Source organism: Acinetobacter sp. F16 (assembly GCF_052712855.1).
Genome location: NZ_JBRATK010000005.1, coordinates 71,129 through 90,658, shown reverse-complemented (window position 1 = coordinate 90,658; position 19,530 = coordinate 71,129). Strand labels below are relative to the sequence as shown.

Genomic DNA, 19,530 nt, shown 5'->3' with positions numbered 1-19,530 from the left:
ACTTCTATACCTGCTGCACAACCGTATTAATAATTAAATGCTCTCTTTCGTCGAAGCTATACCCTAACTCATCTAATATGTCTTGAGTATTTGCTGCAACCGGATTTACCGGATTGCAATGCTGAACTGTCGTCTTGCTAAATTTAGGTGCAGGACTCGGCTGAACAATATTATTGACGACTGTATAAGTACCTCGGCTTTGATTATGTGGATGCTTTGGCGCTTCCGCCAAACTTAAAACAGGTGCAAAACACGCGTCTGTACCCTCAAAAATCTCGCACCATTGCTCACGGGTTTTCGTGAGGAAAATATCGTTCAAGCGTTGTTTCAATGCTGGCCATTTTTTTGCATTCCATTGTTGCTGGAATTCAAGATCATCTGTTAATTCTAATTTTTCCAGGAACAGGGCATAAAACTGCGGTTCCATGGGACCTATTGAAATGTATTTACCATCTGAACATCGATAACTATCATAAAAATGAGCACCACCGTCACCATTATTGGTACCAGCTTCATCATTCCATAACCCTACAGAATGCCACCCCTGAATTAAAGCGGTTAATAATGCCGAACCATCGGTGATTGCAGCATCCACCACCTGCCCTTCACCGGTTTGTTTAGCATGTAAAGCTGCCGCTAAAACGCCATATACCAGTAACATTCCACCACCACCAAAATCGCCAATTAACCCTGGCGTTGGAGTTGGCTGGCATTGAGCACGCGCAGTTGAATGCAAGGCCCCTGTCAAAGCGATATAATTAATATCGTGTCCAGCTGATTGGGCCAATGGCCCTGTTTGCCCCCATCCTGTTACCCGGCCATAAACCAATTTGGGATTACAAGCATGACAAATTTCTGGACCTAAACCTAAAAACTCCATGACACCAGGACGAAAACCTTCAATTAAAATATCAGCGCTTTCAATCAACTTTAATGCGATTTCAATAGCTTCAGGTTTTTTTAAATCCAGTGCAATTGACTCACGTCCACGGGCCAATACATCACTATCCCGTGCTGTTAAAGATGCCATGCCACCTTGTTTAGAAGGCTTGATCAGGCGATCAATACGTATAACACGGGCACCTTGATCTGCAAGTAACATTGCTGCAAAAGGTGCAGGTCCAAGACCTGCAAACTCAATTACAGTTAAATGCGACAGTGGTCCTGAACGCCTCATTAAGCAGCCACCTCACTACCCACTTCCACAGCACGACCTTCTACACCTACAGTCTTATTGCTGATGAGGAATGCTTCATTTAATTCAATACCATAACCCGGACCTTCATTCGGATAACACATGCCATTTTCAAACTTCGGAATGTTTAGTGCGATATCTGTACCGACTTTAATGTTCTTACTTTCCATCGTACCGTGAATCAATAACGGACCAATAGATTCATTCAAACCTTGAGACGCCCATTCATTTGCAACCCAAAGATGTGCAGCTGGACTATGTTCTAAGCCAGAACCAATCATACAACCACAATGAACAGGTAAACCTGCCAAACGCGCCATAGTTAACCAACGCTGAGCTTTTACCAATCCGCCTACTTTTTGAAGCTTGATGAATAAGCCATCTGCTGCACGGCGATCAATAATTTCTTTAAGGTTATGTAGTTCTTGAGCAGATTCATCGGCATAAATTGGCGTTTTGACCTGTGCTCGTAAACGCGCCATGCCTTCAATATCCCAATGCGCTAGCGGCTGCTCAATTAAATCAAGGCCTGCAGAATCAATACGACGAATCACATGAAGTGCTTTTTCATAACTCCAGAAGCCGTTTGCATCAATGGTTAATACTGCATCTTGGCCTACGGTGTCACGTACAGCATGAACCATATCAATATCGTCTTGTAATGTACCGTGACCAATTTTCATTTTGAATAATTCAAAACCGAGCGTTTTAGCTTTCTGTGCTTCAGCCGCAACATCTTCAGGTTTACCCGCAGATAATACCCAACCTTGACGTGAGCCCTCAGTGGTACGTCCACCCAGCAAGTCATATACAGGTACGCCGTATAGCTTTCCTTTCAAATCATGTAATGCGAAGTCGACCGTTGCTTTGGCCTGATTGTTATCGCGAACCAACAGATCCATTTTTGCCACAATTTTTTCGATGTTACGAGGATCTTCACCAATTAAAATACGCGGTGCAATGACACGAGTAATCATCGCAATAATTGATTCTTGTAATTCACCACGGTACCAAGAAGATGTATCACCGGAATCTGCAAAACCTACCGTACCGTCATCTGCAGTAATTTTTAAAACCACACTATCAATAGAGGTAATGCGCGTATTTGGCATGATCACTGGTTTTTTTAATGGGGTAGAAACTGGGAAACATTCTACTTTAACGATCTTTGGCATGATTAAATCCCTTTCCTTTTGAAAATTTCTGCGTTTTAAAACGCAAATTTTAGTGTCTATTCGCTTAGACCTATTTACTTATACCCAGCTTTAATAGACTGATATAAGATCTATTTTTTGAAAATAGCTCAGCTCAGAATAATGTTCTTCACTGAAGAAGAATCTTTTTAACAATTTGGTCAATTTTTATATTTCATTCATTAGAAATATAAAAATTAAAACCTCTCCTGAAGTAATGTAATTTCGATTTTTATAAAAGTCAACCAACAAGTTGGTTGAATAAATAATAAATCAACCAACCTGTTGGTTGACAAAACTGTAATATTTGTTAAAACTAGGTTTTATCAGAACAAGTGTTTGGCTCAGAGTAGGTTTTAGAGGATTGAGTCATTCATTATTTATCTAATTAATGTGAAATAAAAAAGGATTGCCCCATGATTTATGGATATCGCTCGCCATGGATGACAGAAGAACTTGATCAGTTACGTGTTACCGCACGTCGTTTCTTTGAACAAGAAGTTGCACCAAATGCTGAAAAATTTCGTAAACAACATTTTATTGATCGTGAAGTTTGGGAAAAAGCAGGAGAACTCGGTTTACTCTGTATGAGTGTTCCCGAAGAATATGGTGGCTTGGGTGCATCCTTTGCCCATGAAGTCATTATGATGGAAGAACAAGCGCGGATATGTGATACCACCTTTGGGTTTATTCCTGGTTCATTGAATAGCCCGGGTTTCTTTTTGGGCACCGCTACACACGAACAACTGTTAAAGTGGATGCCGGGTATTGCGGCAGGTAAAAAAATGATTGCTGTTGCGATTACCGAGCCTGATGCAGGAACAGACGTAAAGGCACTCAGAACGACTGCACGTCGTGATGGTGATGAATATGTTCTGAACGGTTCTAAAACATTTTGTACGCTTGGTGATCAAGCTGATTATGTCTTGGTTGCTGCACGTACCGGTGATTCGGGCTCAGGTGCGCGTGGAATTTCTCTATTCATGGTCGAAAAAGACAAATGTCCAGGCTTTAAAGTAAATAACATCATTGAGAAAATTGGGCAAAATGCCTTAAATACTGCTGAAATTTTCTTAGATGATGCACGTGTTCCAGCCGAGAATTTAATTGGTGGTGAAGAAGGAAAAGGTTTCTTCCAGTTAATGGATGTGTTCACACGTGAACGTTTATCGATTGGTATCGTGGGCATTGCGTGTGCAGAACGTGCCATTGAGATGACAGTTGAACATGCCAAAAACCGTAAAATGTTAGGAAAAACCCTATGGGATTTCCAAAACACTAAATTTGAATTGGCTGAATGCCTAACCGAAGCACGTGTGGGCCGTGTATTCATTGATACGATTATTAATGATTTGGTTGAAGGTAAAGAACTACAACCGAATGATGCCATGATGGCAAAATGGTGGGGCTCACAGAAGCAGTGTGAAATTATCGACCGTTGCTTACAGCTGTTTGGTGGGTATGGTTACTGTACAGAATATCCAATTGCGCAATTGTATATGGATGCACGAGTTGCAAAAATTTACGGTGGCTCTAATGAGACATTAAAAGATGTGATTGCGCGTTCAATGTAAAAAATAGCAGATATAAAAAAGAGACATCTATTGCCTCTTTTTTATTTAACAATTTAATTGATTTAATCCGTATTAAAATATTAGTTTTTCATATCAAAAGGTCTTAAGCTCATTTTCAGCAATGCCCCACCTACGTGAAATAATTTTCTCACCGATCTGTATCGTTGATCATTATCACTAATATTGAAGGCAATAGAATAGAAAATAAAACCTAAGATTTATAATTTAGTACTTAAATCCATGATTATAATGATAAAAAATTAATAATTAACTTTAAAGTATACAAAACACAGAAGCTTAAAATCTCTGATTTCAAGCTTCTGTTAAAATAAATATCGGTTTATGGTCTGGTGTATATTAGGCTCTAAGACCATTAATCATGGTATCCATGAAAGTATCTGTAATTTCAGAAATCGTGATTTTTGAGTCCTCTTTATACCATCTTGGTACCCAGTTTAATGCCCCGAATAACATTGAAGAAATAATGCGGGGCGAACACGGCTTAATTTTACCATCGACAATGCCTTCTTCAATCAATGCACGAACCGTTAAATCTAAACGTCGTTGGAATTTTCTAATTTCATCACTCGAATAAACATCTAATGGACGCGCACCCACAAGCAACATACAGCGACCAAATACATTATTTTGTGCCATCGCCAGACTTGAAGCAAATTTTATTAGACGATCAAACACACACACCTCTTTGTTGTGCATTTCTTCAATCAGTAAATCTAAATCTTTAAAAGACAGCTGCAAGCATTCAAATAAAATGCTCTCTTTATTCGAAATATAATGGTAAAGCGTCGCTTTATGAATACCGACATGCTCGGCAATTAAATCCAATGAGGTTGCCTCATATCCTAAGGTTGAGAACAGCTCAGCAGCAGTCATTAAAATTAATAAGCGTTTGTCTTCATGACGTGCATCTGTACTTGGACGACGTTTGCGTGGTTGACGTGTTTTCACAACTAAGCCATTCGCGCTTAAATCTTTCGTCATTTCCATTTGTTCTGTTTCTAATTCAGCCATTTAGTAATCCTAAAAATAAAATCAATGATCACGCTGGTTAAACAAACTGTCTAATGGGTTCATTTAAATAAAAGTAGGCAGATGGAAGTAAACAATAAATATTTAAAATCAGCATCAGCATTTTACCACTTAAATATCAACCAACTATTTGGTAGTATTATAAATAAATTGCATTTTTTTAATAGTACTTATTTTCTATAGAATAGAACACTTAATTTTCTCATAAAAAACAATAATCCACGTAAGTGGATTATTGTTATAAATCAATACTTCATTGTAAATTATTTATTCAAAGAATATTTACGCTGCATATAAAATACCATTTTCAAGCAACTGTGTAATACGCTGGTTATCCCAACCCATTTCATTCAAAATTTCCCGCGTATGTTCACCGAGTTTAGGCGCGCGAACACGAACCTCTCCTGGAGTAAGTGACATTTTGACAGGAATACCCGGTACTGCTGTTGGGGTTGCAGTTCCAGGATGCTCCACTAAAGGCAACATATTGCGTGCAGCAAAATGCTCATCTTTGAAAATTTCTTCACCAGTATAAATCGGACTAAATGGAACACGACCACCAAAAAGTTCCTTTAATTCTAGCTTGGTTTTTAGCACGGTATATTTTTCAATTTCCGCATTGAGTTCAAGATGATTTATCCAACGCAAACCTTCATTTAAATATTTGGCTTCAGTTTTTAATTCAGGACAACCGAGTAAATCGCACAATAAATGAAATTGTGGATCGTGCGGTGCAGCAATCGCAATCACGCCATCTTTAACTTTAATGGTGCCAAAAGGTGCCAACCCCGGAATCCCGTTACCAACAGGTTTTGCAGAAACCCCTAAATATGAAAACTGACTAACCACAATTTCAGACAGCGCCAAAATACTGTCAGTCATCGCGACATCTACATATTGACCTAAGCCCGTATTTTTCGCATGCAATAGAGCGGAGACTGTGCCGAATGCTGCAAATAAACCAGATACCGTATCACCAGCGCCACCACCCACTTTGACAGGATGATCCGCATCCATACCGGTTACTCCCATCCAGCCCCCCATGGCTTGAGCGACAATATCGAATGCAGGCCAGTTTTTATATGGGCTCTCTCCGCCAACACGATCACCAAAACCGCGAATAGAAGTATAGACAAGACGAGGGTTGATTTCTTTTAGTACCTCATAACCCAAGCCCATTTTTTCAAGTACACCCGCACGATAGTTTTCAACTAGACCATCAGCATTTTTAACCAGCTCAAGTAATGCTTCACGACCTAATTCAGTTTTAAGATTTAATGAAATAGAACGCTTGTTGCGGTTACAAGACTGAAATAATCCGCCAAAAAATTTGTCTTGATCATCAGCACGGAATGGTCCCATTTTACGGAAAAAATCACCTTCTAATGGTTCGACTTTAATTACATCCGCACCATGATCTGCTAGCATTTGAGAACAAAATGGACCAGCTAAGGCATGCGTTAAATCGAGAATACGTAATCCTTTTAAAGATCCTTGATGATTACTTTCCATAAACACTCCGTTGTTATTTTTAAATCAACCAAATAGTTGGTTAATTGATTATCAGCTAATTCTGTATCACTGTAAAACTGTTTTTACAAATTTTAGACTAAAGTTAAGAAAATATTTTTATACAAATAAGCAGAATGAATAAGCAGTTTCTGCCTATTTATTCTGCATTTATAAGTGGTTATATTTAAGAAGTTTTAGGTTTGGTTTGTAGGGTTACCCAATGCGTACGGGTAAATTCTTCAATAATCCACTGCCCATTAAAGCGCCCTAAACCAGAGTTTTTCTCACCACCAAAAGGTGCATGTGACTGATCATCGACAGTAATGTCATTAATATGCGTCATCCCTGCTTCAATCCCGAGCGCAAAGTTTACCCCACGCTCATGATTGGTTGTACATACCGCACTGGATAAACCATATTCTGTGTCATTGGCCAACTCTAAAGCATGTGCTTCATCACGTGCTTTAATAACAGGTAAGATTGGACCAAAGCTTTCTTCACGTGCCAATGCCGATTGCGGATCGACATCAATAAAGACATGTGGCGGAATGACTTGACCTTGTGTCTCACCACCAATAATCATTTGAGCATTTGACGCTTTCGCTTCTGCAATAATTCGTTCAATATTTCGAACCTGGCTTTGATTAATGATTGGTCCAATTAGGGTGCCCATATCATCTGGATCACCTATCACCAATTCTTTTACTTTATGTTCAAGCAAGACCACAAAATCATCATAGATTTTTTCATCGACAATGACCCGATTGGTGCTCATGCAAATTTGACCTTGATGTAGGAAACGACCGAGTACTGTCAATTCAACCGCTTGCTCTAAATTGGCATCATCAAGCACCACCATAGGTGCGTTTCCACCCAGCTCAAGTGCAATTCGTTTAATATGTTTTCCACCCACAGCCAGTTGACCAACTCGTTTGCCAATCTCGGTTGAACCTGTAAATGAAATTAAACTTGGTGCTGCATGCTCGACAAAATAATCTCCGATCTCACTTCCAGCTCCCACAACTACATTGAGTACTCCTGCAGGAAAACCTGCTTCTTCAAAAATTTTGGCTAAAAGTGTCCCACCCGTAACTGGGGTATCACTTGCTGGCTTGAGGACAACCGTATTTCCTAGTGCCACGGCAGTAATGACAGAACGCATACTCAGGTGAAATGGAAAATTCCACGGGCTAATCACACCAATAACACCCAATGCTTTTCGATAAATCCGGCTTTCCTGATGTGGCACACTGGTCGGCAAAATTTCGCCATTCACACGTAATGGAAAAGTTTTTGCTTCAGCGGTGATACCTTGTGCCGCACCTAATTCGATTGAAGCTTTTAAGCGCGTGCTTCCTGACTCACGAATAATCCAGTCAATAATTTCTTCACCACGCGCTTTTAAAATTTCTTCTACACGTTGAATCAGCACAATTCGTTCTGCGGGTGAGGTTTTCTCCCATGCAGGTTGCACAAATTTTGCTGCGGTGTATGCAGCATCTAAATCTACTGTATTTGCTAATTGAAATTGGTGAATGAGTTCTTGGTTGTAGGGATTAATATTATCAGATTGTCGCGTCGATGAACCCTTGGTCCATTGGCCATGAATATATTGATGATTTAGTTCGGTATAAATGTTAGAAGAACCCATAAAACAAATCCTTGTATCTCTACTCTGTTTATTGTCAACGATTGCTGACAATAAACATAAGTTAAATAGAACAAAAAAGCAATCAACCATTTGGTTGGTTAATTAACCAAAAAAATATTCAAATTTTTAGCCATCAAAACTTGTAGGTATAGTTGGTATAAAACCGGTGCTCATCCAGTTTAATACCACTATTTTCAAAGTCAGTTTTAATTAACATATATTGAAAGCCTAATCCCTTGAATAGTCCTTCTTTAATTCCATAGTTGAGAACGATATTAAATTCGCTTTCTTTGACATCATCAATGGTGGGATGCTTAATATGATCCGCCATGATATAACGTGTCATAAAATACAAGCCATCTATGCCCATAGCGGCAAAATCATAGTCATAACGAAACTGAACAGAACGCTCTTTTGCCTTATAGAAACTGATACTGCCCCATTGGGTTAAAAATGGTGCGGGCGTCCAACCGCTGAGTAAAGGAAATGCCGTTTCACCCGACATATGTTGATAACCTAAACCAAATTTGTGCGAACCATGACTCAGCATACTCATAAAGTTATATGCCTGATTATCAATTTCACCCTGTAAGCTGCTCCCTGCATCCTGGGTATCAAAGACACGAAAATCAGTGACTAAGCGGGTAGTGTTATTAAATTTATACTGATGTTTTAAGCCGACATAATGTTGGTTATAAATATCTTCCAGTCCTCCATAGAAATATGAGGCATCCAAGTTTGGATTCACTTTGTAATCCACCCCAAAAACATTTAAACCGTTTGAAAATTCACCTGTTTTATTGACGTCTAAGGTCAGTTTTTCATAATCATCTTTATCACGTGCTTGAATCCGGGTAATTCGACCGGCAGTAATCTTGGTATTTTCAATATCATTCGATTCAAGCATGAGACCTTTAAAAGTTGTCGGCAAATTTCGACTGTGGTCAATATGAACCACCGGAAGTTTAGGCATCAATTGCCCGTAACGTACTTCGGTTTTAGCTATTTTGGCTTTTAAAGTTAATCCTAATTGGGTCTGCTCTTGTTCCTGTTCTCCTGTAACAGGGTCATTCGGCATGGTTCCATCACGCACCAATTCATTGTCATTTTTCATTAAACGCTCTGCATGCATAACCGTTCCATCCAGACCAAAAGCAACTGGACCGATTGGCTCTGCATAGCCCGACTTAATACTTAATGATGCACTTTGAGACCAATGCTCGAACTCTGGTACAGGTTTGGTATCAGGAATACGATGCATATAAAAGTTACGGAAATCTACCTGTACCTGTGCATCTTTGACCACATCTGCCTGTACCATCTGTGAAGAACAGATTAGACACCCCAACGATAATAGTTTTAGTTTAAACATGTTAGCAATCCTCTTTGCTTGATTTTCAACTTTCCATAGTTGCAATGGTGGATCTATCCAAATTCATCCTCAGGATGTTAGATGCACCTTTTCTGATTTTGTTTTTAGGACAATATCCATTGCATTATTCATATCCTTGAACAACAATTTCGTGATCCTACGAAATTCCTTCTTATATTCTGTTTCAATCCTATGAAAACCAAGAATATAAGAAGCTAAACAACATCCCTGTCGTAAAGCCCACCTGTTATGCGACTTTGACTGTAATGCCTGTCAGGCCATCCACATCAGCTCGCATTTCATCTCCTGATACCACTGCACCTACACCCTCAGGTGTTCCTGTAAAAATCAAATCGCCTTGTTTCAATTCAAATAAAGTTGATAAATTGGCAATCGTTTCAGCAACATTCCAAATCAAATGGGTGATATCACTACGTTGTTGGGTTCGACCATTCACGGTAAGGTGAATATCAGCGAAATTTAATTCCCCCACATCGGCTAAACGATGGATTGGGCCCACAGGTGCCGAGTAGTCAAATGCCTTACCGACTTCCCATGGACGCCCCTTTTCACGTTGCGCCATTTGTAAGTCACGACGTGTCATATCCAAACCCACTGCATAGCCATAGATATATTCAGCAGCTTGCTCAACTGAAATATTTTTCCCATCTTTACCAATGGCCACGACCAATTCTATTTCATAGTGGTAGTTTGAGGTTAAGGGTGGATATGGAATGGTGACTGTTTCGCCCGCAGGTACAGGTACAATGGACTCAGCATCATTCGGCTTACAAAAGAAAAAGGGTGGCTCACGATCTGGATCGAAGCCCATTTCACGGGCATGTGCCGCATAGTTACGACCGACACAGTAAATACGACGTACTGGAAATAATGCATCGCTATCTTTTACAGGAATACCGACCACTGGCATTGGGTTAAATACAAAACTCATCATCTACTTCCTTGATTTTATTCGTTGTTAAATTCTTTAAACAGCATCTGGTTGATTGTGGGGGGCTGCTGCCTGAAATTCAGGCAAAGCCATACATGCGTTATAAATATTTTGAATAATTGGATATTGACTTAAATTGACTTGGAATCGTTTAGAGGATTCAACTTGTGGAATCAGATACACGTCGGCCAAAGTAGGTGCATTCCCTACACAAAAATCTCCTCGTCCACTGTCTCGATCTAACAACTGTTCTAAAGCGCCAAAGCCTTCTTCAATCCAATGCTGGCACCATGTTAATACTTGCTGTTCGTCTAACTTCAACGGACCACGCAAGTATTCCAAAACACGTTTATTGTTAATGGGATGAATATCGCAACCCACCAATGCAGCTATTGCCCGTACTTTGGCACGCCCCAATTCATCTTTAGGCAATAAGGCAGGTTCCGGATATTCCACCTCTAACCATTCAATAATGGCGGGAGACTGAATCAGCAACTGATCATTAACTTCCAACACAGGAACAAAGCCTTGCGGGTTAATGTTCTGAAAGTCTATATGCTTGTGTTCATCTTTCATCAGAGACACAGGCAATAATTCATAATCAATCTTCTTAAGATTCATTACGATCCGGGTACGATGTGAAGTTCCGCTTCGGAAAAAACCATACATTTTCATGCTGCTGATCCCGTGTAATGTTTGGCTGCATCTAAACAGTTTTCAACATTCCAGCCATACAGCCATTCCATCGCATCATAAAACCGTTCATTGGGACGCCCACGCCATAAATCATTGCGAACCATGCGCTGAACACCTTTGGCATGGTAAATCTTGCCCATTTCTCGAGATGACAAAACAATACGTGCGGTACGCGCCACACGTGCACATTGGTAAATTTGAAAGGCTTGTTGAATATTATTGTTACTGATACGAAGAGCTTCACCCAAAGTTACTGCATCTTCCATCGCCATGCAGGCACCTTGTGCCATATATTGTGTGGTTGGATGTGCCGCATCTCCCAGTAAAGTTATACGTCCATAACTCCATTGGTCGATAGGCTCACGGTCTGCTGTTGCCCAACGTTTCCATGATTTTGGCAACTCAATCAATTTGCGTGCTTTCGGACAAATGCCCTGAAAATAAGAAAGTACTTCTTCTTTTGAGCCGTCTTTTACGCCCCATTCTTCCTGTTCACGGCTATGGAAGGTCACCACGACGTTATATTCTTCGCCGCCTCGTAATGGATAATGGACCAAGTGACAATTTGGGCCTACCCAGATACTGGCCGCATTCCACTGCAACTCTTCAGGAAATTCACTCTTTGGAACCACTGCACGGTAAACCACATGTCCTGTTACTAAAGCTGGGTCACCGACATATTTTTCACGAACAACCGACTTAACGCCATCGGCACCAATAAGTGCTTGCCCAGTATAACTTTTTCTATTTTGATCTGTAATGGTGACACCAGTATCATCTTGTTCCACATGAGTGATACGACAATTGGTGATGATCTCAATTTCACCGCATTCTTGCGCACCTTCCACCAAAGAGCTATGAATATCTGCACGGTGAATCACTGCATACGGATTACCAAAGCGATTTAAAAATGCATCACCTGTATCAATACGTCCGACTTGATATTCATCAATTGCATCATGCATGACCATATAATCTGTATAGACAGCACGCCCTCGAGCTCGGTCACCTATACCCAAGGCATCAAATGCATTAAAGGCATTTGGACCCAGTTGAATACCTGCACCAATTTCTCCAATTTCAGAAGCCTGTTCAAAAACTTGAACTTTAAAACCTTGTTTGGCTAATGCGAGGGCAGCTGCAAAACCACCTATACCACCGCCTGCAATCAAAATTGGACTTAGCTGATTTGCCATGTTTTTTATCCTTTAAAAACAGATTTAATTACGTTCACGAACTGAATAAAGGTCGAGTTTCTTTTGAATGGGTGCTTCATCAGCAATAAAAATGAAACATGGCTTATTTGATCTATTGATTAAATCGACCTGTGCAAAACATGGGGCACATGCGGTATCGGCTTTTTCTAAATTGAAAGTTTCAGTACCAATTCTAAGCTCTACTTGTCCCTCAATGAGGTGAAAGACTTGTGCGGCCGAACATGGACTCATTTGAATCGTTTCATTTGGTCGAACCATAAGTGCTGAGTAACCAATAATTTTCTGGCAGTCTTCACCTGTTTCCGGATTGACATATGCAACTTGAATTGGGCCTTGTGATTGGTTCTCAGCTAGATCAACAAGTAATTGCTTGGCTTCTGCCCAAGGATAACGAAGCATTGGATAATTATTTTTTGCCCGAATGTGATGTTGAGTCGGCACTAAACCTCTGCCATAACGTGATTTTTCTCCTGTATTCATTACAGGTTGGCATTCTCCGCCTTCTACATAAGAAGCTTCCATGTAGTAGACCAAAGGCAAATCAAGTACATCGAGCCAAATGACAGGCTCATCTCCATCATGACCATGTTCATGCCATAGACCAGATGGCGTAAGAATCAAATCGCCATGGGACATTGGGCATTTTTCACCTTCAACCGTGGTATAGGCTTTTTCACCTTCCACTATAAGGCGCACTGCATTCGGTGTATGTCTGTGTGCGGGTGCCCATTCTTTTGGCAATAGTAATTGCATTCCAAGATAAATCACCGATGTCGCCCGCATATTTTCTAAACCATGACCAGGATTGGCTAAAACCAGTACACGGCGTTCGGCTTTCTCTATCGGAGTTAACTCTCCAGCCTCAATCAATAATGGCTTGATGTCTTTAAATTTCCAGGAAATCGCCTGAGTATGTGGAACTGGTTTTAATGGGGGTAATACATTTCGAAGACTTGGCCACAATGGAACCAAATTGTTCTGTGTCAGGTTTGCAACATAACGTGTTGGCAGATCTTCTAACCTAGCAAGTTGTTCCATTTTAATCCCTACTATAATAATATCAACCAATCAGTTGGTTGTTTTTAAGCATTATAGTATGTTTTTTAATTAAATCTAGCGGTTCAAGATAATTTTTAGTGAATTTGGCTAAAGCTTTAATTATTTTATTTATTAATAAAAATCAGTATCTTAATTTATTAAGATGCAAAATAGAGGGTTAAGCAAGCATGAAACAAAAATTTAATTTTTTAACAAGGTTAATCTACGTATTTGTAATTTGTATTGCTGTGGCATTGATTTATCATAAATATTTTCCTTATATAAAAGGCACTTATTATATTTAGTCCTAGGGAATACCGATTGACTCCTTAAAGGAGTAAAAGATGAATAAGACTTAGGGATAAAATTTTTTATAGTTTCATAGCTGGGATAATTTAGTTAAAAGATCTCACTTTTGATAAGATTTTTTTTATTGAGTTTCAGACTATCAATTAAAATATTTTTTTAATTTCTCCACACCCATCTATCTAGGTTAAAGTTATGACCAAGACTGAGAATAGCTTTAATTATATACAAACCTAGTGTTGATCAAGCTATATTTACCAATACAGATACAAGGATTGGTATCAACTAAATATTTGGTTTCATAAAATAATTTTTAATAACGCAAGTTTGTTTCAACTTTTATATCGAGGCAAAGATTACCCCTGCCCAAATTAAGTTATAGATTAATTTAAAGACTTTCATTGAATTGATATTTGACTCGGCATTTATATTGAGGGCCGACATTGATAGGTCTTATTTGATTTTGATTAAATTTATTTAAGATTGTCTAATCCAATTTTTTGTGTGAGTTCTTTATCTGACATAAAACCGAAATTATAAAAAACCCCGATCAATGATCGGGGTTTTGAATTTGGCGGAAGCGGTGAGATTCGAACTCACGGAGGACTCGCACCCTCGTCGGTTTTCAAGACCGGTGCATTAAACCGCTCTGCCACGCTTCCAATGGCGGCTATGATATAAATAAAAACCTATCTTGGCAAACACTTTTATGCTTTTTTCTTACCGAGTGATTAAAATAAAATCAAAATAGATTAATTTGCTGAATTTTCAGGCTTTTCATAACGAATTTTATTGATATACCACTGTTTCTTGCCTAAAGGTGTCAACACCTCCACTTCATCATCCACTTGTTTTCCGAGTAAAGCACGTGCCATAGGCGAATCAATTGAAATATGCTGCGGATGATGATCATAAATTTCATCTACACCAACAACACGTAAGGTTTTTTGTTCACCTTCATCATTCTCAATATCCACCCAAGCCCCAAAATACACCTTGCCCTCTTGCTCAGGTGAAAAATCAATAATTTTAAGCTCTTCTAAACGCTTGCCCAGGTAACGAACACGACGGTCAATCTTACGTAAAATTTGTTTATTATATTGATAATCAGCATTTTCACTACGGTCGCCCAGACTCGCCGCCCAGTTTACTTTTCGGGTAATTTCTGGTCGTTCTTCATGCCACAAATGCTGTAATTCTGCGACCAGTTTGTCATGTCCAGAACGTGTAATTAAGTTAGATTTCATAGTATTTTTTGATGTTGGGCTTACACTTTACTTACAAGAATGGCCTATTTTATCCGCTATTTACACACAACTAAAGTTTATAAAATTAATTCTTCAATTAAATTAATTCTTTATGTTACATATTTCTAAAAAGTTTCGTACAAAATTTGACAAGTCTATTTTTCACCCTTATTATGCGCGCATGTTTTTAAATTGCCTATTTTTTAATCTATGTAGAAAATCTACATTATTCTCCTTTTAATCCAATGTCATTTTGAATGACGTCATGACTGCCCAACCCTTATTGAATTTATCAAACTTGAAAGAGCTTGAGGCATGTGCGCCTTTGCTTTTTAGGGCATAAATTACTTGTAGCGGAGACAACATGCACAGTAGTTCAACTTCTGGGGTGAGGCTTTGCCTTAACTCATTAAAATCTTCTCTCTCATTAAAAATTCTTGCGTTCAGTACTCTGTTAATTCCATTTCACAGTATTAATGCAAGTAAATCGTATCAATACGATTCTGTCGTTAACGGCAAGCAACTCACCGTTGTTTCAGTTGAAAATTCAACCACAGTATTTAAAGATGGTTCCCACTTACATGGTTTTGGTTATGACCTCGCGCGTAACTATGCCAACAGCTTAAATGTCAAACTGGTGTTTAAGACTGTGCCTGATAACGCTACAGCACTCAAATGGGTATCGCAAGGTAAGGCAAACTTTGCCATGACGACAGCAGATGTCCGTTCAATTGAGCAAAAACGTCTGACTTCTTTTTCCGCAACCTGCGGTGATATCGGCAGCTTGCAACAAAATGGCCTAAATACCAGCCTGAATTGGGTATTTAAGCACGCGGATGATCCTCTGACACAAACGGCAAGTGGTTTTGTCTGTCGAGGGAAACAGTCCGGTTCGATTCGCCAATTGGCTTCATTCTATAACCAGAATGCAGTTCAAGAAGAATCATGGGATAGCATTCAGCGTGATTTAAATCAACGTATGCCTATTTATAAAGCCAGCTTTAAAAATACCGCTGCAAAATATGATCTAGATTGGCATCTATTGGCAGCCATTGGTTATCAGGAATCGTATCTGAAACCCAATTCTGTATCGCCTACCGGTGTGCGTGGTTTGATGATGCTAACCAACAGTACCGCAAAAGCCATGGGTGTAAGTAACCGAACTGACCCGGCTCAAAGTATTGAAGGTGGCGCGAAATATTACGACCAGATGTTAAGTCGTTATGCTGATGTTCCTTATCCTGACCGTAACTGGTATGCACTTGTGGCTTATAATATGGGACCTGGTGCGGTAAATCAGATTCAGAAACGAATTCAGGCACAAGGTAAAAATCCAAATAATTGGGTCAATCTGTATAGTTATCTAGATCGTAACAAAGCCAGCAATGGTCGTTACCGTCAAGCGGTACAGTATGTAACGCGTATTCGCTCTTATTTAGAACATATTAAAACCACACAGTTAGTGAATATTTAATCTCTTCTAAATACAAAAAAAGCTTACCCAAGGGTAAGCTTTTTTATGCTTAAAATGAATTAAGCAAAACTCTTAAGTCGTTTGCTCAAGCACTTTCTTAAATAAATCTTTTTGTTCTTGGCTTGGCTTAGCAGTTTGTAAAGCCATCAATTGCGACATATCGCCTTGAACTTTAATTTTTCCGGTCATGAATGCTTGCATTGCAGCCGCCATATCAAATTCCAGGAACACTTTACGAAGGGTTTCACCATCCATATTCAAAGTGGTTTTGGCATTTGGAGATAGACCTTTTTTAATTGCCCCACCATCCAAAGACAATTCTGTATTGCCTTCTGATTCTGTCACTACTAAGTTAATTGCCAAATTTGCAAGTGCAGGTGGCAAGTTTAAATCACCCGCTTGAGCAGTTAAGCTATCTACAGTTGAAAACCAATCATCAGTTAAAAAGGTAGGCATGATCTTTCCTCAATTTATTCGTTCATTTGTGTCGCCTATCCAGACAACATCTTTGTGAAGCTATTTATGCTTGACGCTTGTTATAGCATGTAAAATTGTTTTCTGCTTAAGGTTTTTTGCACGATACGTTCAATTTTTATATTTTTAATACATTACTTAACTAAATCAAATATATAAAATAGACACCAATTCTAAAACCGGTGTCTAGCATCACCATTATTCAGCAGCAAAGCCTAAATTCACCATATTGATGCGTTTGCTTTGCGGTTCATCTTCTGTAGAACAGCTCGCGGTGAAATCAATTTCACGTTGCTCATCTAAAGCTTCAAAGTCAAACAGTTCACGATCGGCCAATTGTGAAGGCGATACGTTTTGCATGGCACCAAAAATACTGTGTAAACGCTTCGGATATTGCGCATCCCATTCACGCAGCATATTGTTGATCATCGCGCGCTGCAGATTTTCCTGTGAACCACACAAGTTACACGGAATAATCGGGAACTGACGCATTTCTGCATACTTGATGATGTCTTTTTCTTCCACATAAGCCAGCGGACGAATCAGGATATTTTTCTTGTCGGATGACAAAAGTTTCGGTGGCATAGCCTTTAAGCTGCCGCCATGGAACAGGTTCAAAAAGAAAGTCGCCATAATGTCATCACGGTGATGACCTAAAGCCACTTTGGTCGCGCCAATTTCTTGAGCAAAGCCATATAACGAACCACGACGTAAACGCGAGCACACTGCACAATACGTTTTACCTTCAGGGGTCAATTTTTTGGTAATGCTGTAGGTGTCTTTTTCCAGAATGTAATATGGAATGTTATTTTCTTCCAAATAACGTGGCAAGACATCTTCAGGGAAACCCGGCTGTTTCTGGTCAAGGTTCACCGCAACGACATCAAAATTTATGGGTGCAATGCGTTTAAACTGCAACATAATGTCGAGCAAGGTATAACTGTCTTTACCACCAGAAATACATACCATCACCTTGTCACCTTCTTCGAGCATTTTAAAATCACGAATGGCATGACCGACTTGGCGGCGAAGCTTTTTCAACAAACGGTAATATGCCGAACTTGTTGGCAGTTCTGGTTTGAAATTAAATCCTTGTTCGGACTCAACTGGCGAGTACATAGACGAGATTTACCCATAAATAAAAATACCGCGCAATTTTATCCGATCTGGCCTCACATCGCACCAAAAGAATGTAATTTCTGAAAATTGATTATTGTTGTCATTTTCACGTAATCAGCCCTATGTTATTTTGGACGATGCAGTTCAAATTTTGTTCACGATGCTTACCAATTGTACTTTTCCACAGTTGTCCACAAAACCTGTGGATAACTTTGTGGATTTCAAAAGGCTTGACAAGGTGTCAGACCTATTATTTAAGGCTTCTATTTAAATTGATCATTTTTTGATCAATTTTATTATTTATAAAAATCAATTACTTAATAGTGTCAAGTTATCCTGATTAAAAAAAATTAAATATTTTTTTGATTACTATCTCTACAATTAACACTTGCTTTTTACAAACTTGCAGAGAAATAAGTTACACAATGCTTTTTATTCTGTTTTTTTTTGTTAAACTCCTGTTGAACTGTTTAGATCAGATTTTTTTCTCTATAAAAAAATGAAAAATAACATTGTAAGCATGGGACTTTATTTTTTGGGGTGTGTGACAGTTGGTTCTGTTGCAGCGACCAGTCATGCCGGCCAAACCATCTATCAGCTAAAAGAATCAAATGGCACAACCCTACTCACCAATAAACAGGGCCGTTACAGTCATTTAAAAGTTGAAAAGAAAACCTATTATCCTGATAGCAATATGCATAGTTATAGCAATTGGGGCTCATCTGAAGCTTCGGTATTGCCGAGCTATAGCCGCAATAAAAATGCCTTTGACCACATTATTAAACAAGCTGCTGCACAACACGGTATTTCTGAAGGCTTGATTAAAGCGGTCATGCATACTGAATCCGGCTTTAATGTGAATGCGCGCTCGCCTGTCGGTGCACAAGGGCTGATGCAGCTGATGCCTGCCACAGCGCGCCGCTTTAATGTTTCAAATGCCTATGATCCGCAGCAAAATATTATGGCTGGGGCAAAATATTTGTCTTGGCTGATGAAACGCTTTAACGGTAATACTTCACTGGTTTTGGCCAGCTATAATGCCGGCGAAGGAAATGTTGCAAAATATGGCGGCATTCCCCCGTTTAAAGAAACCCAAGATTACGTAAGACGGGTCAGCAGCCGTTATAGCAACTTATACTCAAATAGAATTGCCAGCAGTTCAACTTCAAGCAATGCCCCGACTGAAAATGCAAGAATTATCGCGCAGTCCAGTCCTACAGAGTCATCATCAAACGCTACACCGCATTATAGTGCGCAGCGCCAAATCATTATGGCCGCTGATGGCAGTTTTACCGATGCCCCTATAGGCTCGTTTGCCACGGCACATGCCACAGCTTCTGCGAAAATTTCAATTAGTGACTAATTTCAGTCATTTTTTGAAATCTGCATCATCCAATAGAATTACTTATTTTTCTCCTTGAATTTTTAAGACTTACACCTCATATTTACTACGATGATTT

Annotated in this window: 16 protein-coding genes and 1 tRNA gene; 3 read left to right on the top strand and 14 right to left on the bottom strand. The window is 39.4% G+C overall.

Features of this window, described 5'->3' with window-relative positions; all coding sequences use genetic code 11:
* Positions 1-4: 4 nt before the first annotated feature.
* Complete coding sequence (locus ACU0NF_RS04655) at positions 5-1,177, bottom strand: CaiB/BaiF CoA transferase family protein (RefSeq protein ID WP_445660290.1); 1,173 nt, start codon at positions 1,175-1,177, stop codon at positions 5-7.
* Positions 1,177-2,370, bottom strand: coding sequence for a mandelate racemase/muconate lactonizing enzyme family protein (locus ACU0NF_RS04650; protein WP_445660289.1), 1,194 nt, complete (start codon positions 2,368-2,370; stop codon positions 1,177-1,179). Before ACU0NF_RS04650 ends, ACU0NF_RS04655 begins: the two co-directional genes overlap by 1 nt.
* 434 nt (positions 2,371-2,804) lie before the next feature.
* Between ACU0NF_RS04650 and ACU0NF_RS04645 the strand changes: the two genes are divergently transcribed.
* Positions 2,805-3,962 (top strand): acyl-CoA dehydrogenase family protein, encoded by a 1,158-nt coding sequence (locus ACU0NF_RS04645; protein ID WP_445660288.1) that lies wholly within the window; start codon positions 2,805-2,807, stop codon positions 3,960-3,962.
* 357 nt (positions 3,963-4,319) lie between these two features.
* Here the strand turns inward: ACU0NF_RS04645 and ACU0NF_RS04640 are convergent, their stop codons facing one another.
* The 10 genes from ACU0NF_RS04640 to greB all read right to left on the bottom strand — a co-directional run bounded on the left by ACU0NF_RS04640 (position 4,320) and on the right by greB (position 15,003).
* Entirely contained in the window at positions 4,320-4,994 is a 675-nt protein-coding gene (locus ACU0NF_RS04640) for a TetR/AcrR family transcriptional regulator (RefSeq protein ID WP_445660287.1), read from the bottom strand.
* Positions 4,995-5,294: 300 nt separating this feature from the next.
* Positions 5,295-6,524, bottom strand: a complete 1,230-nt coding sequence (locus ACU0NF_RS04635; protein ID WP_445660286.1) for a CaiB/BaiF CoA transferase family protein — start codon at positions 6,522-6,524, stop codon at positions 5,295-5,297.
* Positions 6,525-6,708: 184 nt separating this feature from the next.
* Positions 6,709-8,175 carry an aldehyde dehydrogenase family protein gene (locus tag ACU0NF_RS04630; RefSeq protein ID WP_445660285.1) on the bottom strand — a complete coding sequence of 489 codons (1,467 nt, stop codon included), beginning with the start codon at positions 8,173-8,175 and terminating at the stop codon, positions 6,709-6,711.
* A gap of 133 nt (positions 8,176-8,308) precedes the next feature.
* The gene (locus ACU0NF_RS04625; protein WP_445660284.1) at positions 8,309-9,547 is read right to left on the bottom strand and encodes an OprD family outer membrane porin; all 1,239 of its coding nucleotides are present in this window, start codon (positions 9,545-9,547) and stop codon (positions 8,309-8,311) included.
* A gap of 247 nt (positions 9,548-9,794) precedes the next feature.
* Complete coding sequence (locus ACU0NF_RS04620; RefSeq protein ID WP_445660283.1) at positions 9,795-10,499, bottom strand: fumarylacetoacetate hydrolase family protein; 705 nt, start codon at positions 10,497-10,499, stop codon at positions 9,795-9,797.
* A 36-nt stretch (positions 10,500-10,535) separates the two neighbouring features.
* Positions 10,536-11,174, bottom strand: a complete 639-nt coding sequence (gene maiA / locus ACU0NF_RS04615) for a maleylacetoacetate isomerase (protein ID WP_445660282.1) — start codon at positions 11,172-11,174, stop codon at positions 10,536-10,538.
* Positions 11,171-12,391, bottom strand: coding sequence for a 3-hydroxybenzoate 6-monooxygenase (locus ACU0NF_RS04610; protein ID WP_445660281.1), 1,221 nt, complete (start codon positions 12,389-12,391; stop codon positions 11,171-11,173). The genes maiA and ACU0NF_RS04610 overlap by 4 nt, the downstream gene beginning before the upstream one ends.
* Positions 12,392-12,415: 24 nt before the next feature.
* Positions 12,416-13,450: a cupin domain-containing protein gene (locus tag ACU0NF_RS04605; protein WP_445660280.1), complete on the bottom strand. Its 1,035-nt coding sequence runs from the start codon at positions 13,448-13,450 to the stop codon at positions 12,416-12,418.
* Between the two features lie 878 nt (positions 13,451-14,328).
* Positions 14,329-14,418, bottom strand: a tRNA-Ser gene (locus ACU0NF_RS04600).
* Between the two features lie 90 nt (positions 14,419-14,508).
* Entirely contained in the window at positions 14,509-15,003 is a 495-nt protein-coding gene (gene greB, locus ACU0NF_RS04595; protein WP_445660279.1) for a transcription elongation factor GreB, read from the bottom strand.
* Positions 15,004-15,367: 364 nt separating this feature from the next.
* Between greB and ACU0NF_RS04590 the strand changes: the two genes are divergently transcribed.
* Positions 15,368-16,477, top strand: coding sequence for a transglycosylase SLT domain-containing protein (locus ACU0NF_RS04590; RefSeq protein WP_445660278.1), 1,110 nt, complete (start codon positions 15,368-15,370; stop codon positions 16,475-16,477).
* Between the two features lie 72 nt (positions 16,478-16,549).
* On the opposite strand, the gene ACU0NF_RS04585 is transcribed toward ACU0NF_RS04590, so the two are convergent.
* On the bottom strand, positions 16,550-16,933 hold the full coding sequence (locus ACU0NF_RS04585) for an SCP2 sterol-binding domain-containing protein (protein ID WP_131268084.1): 384 nt from the start codon (positions 16,931-16,933) through the stop codon (positions 16,550-16,552).
* Between the two features lie 216 nt (positions 16,934-17,149).
* The gene (ttcA, locus tag ACU0NF_RS04580; protein WP_370984086.1) at positions 17,150-18,070 is read right to left on the bottom strand and encodes a tRNA 2-thiocytidine(32) synthetase TtcA; all 921 of its coding nucleotides are present in this window, start codon (positions 18,068-18,070) and stop codon (positions 17,150-17,152) included.
* A gap of 499 nt (positions 18,071-18,569) precedes the next feature.
* On the opposite strand from ttcA, the gene ACU0NF_RS04575 reads away from it, so the two are divergent.
* Complete coding sequence (locus ACU0NF_RS04575) at positions 18,570-19,433, top strand: lytic transglycosylase domain-containing protein (protein ID WP_445660277.1); 864 nt, start codon at positions 18,570-18,572, stop codon at positions 19,431-19,433.
* Positions 19,434-19,530 lie beyond the last annotated feature (97 nt).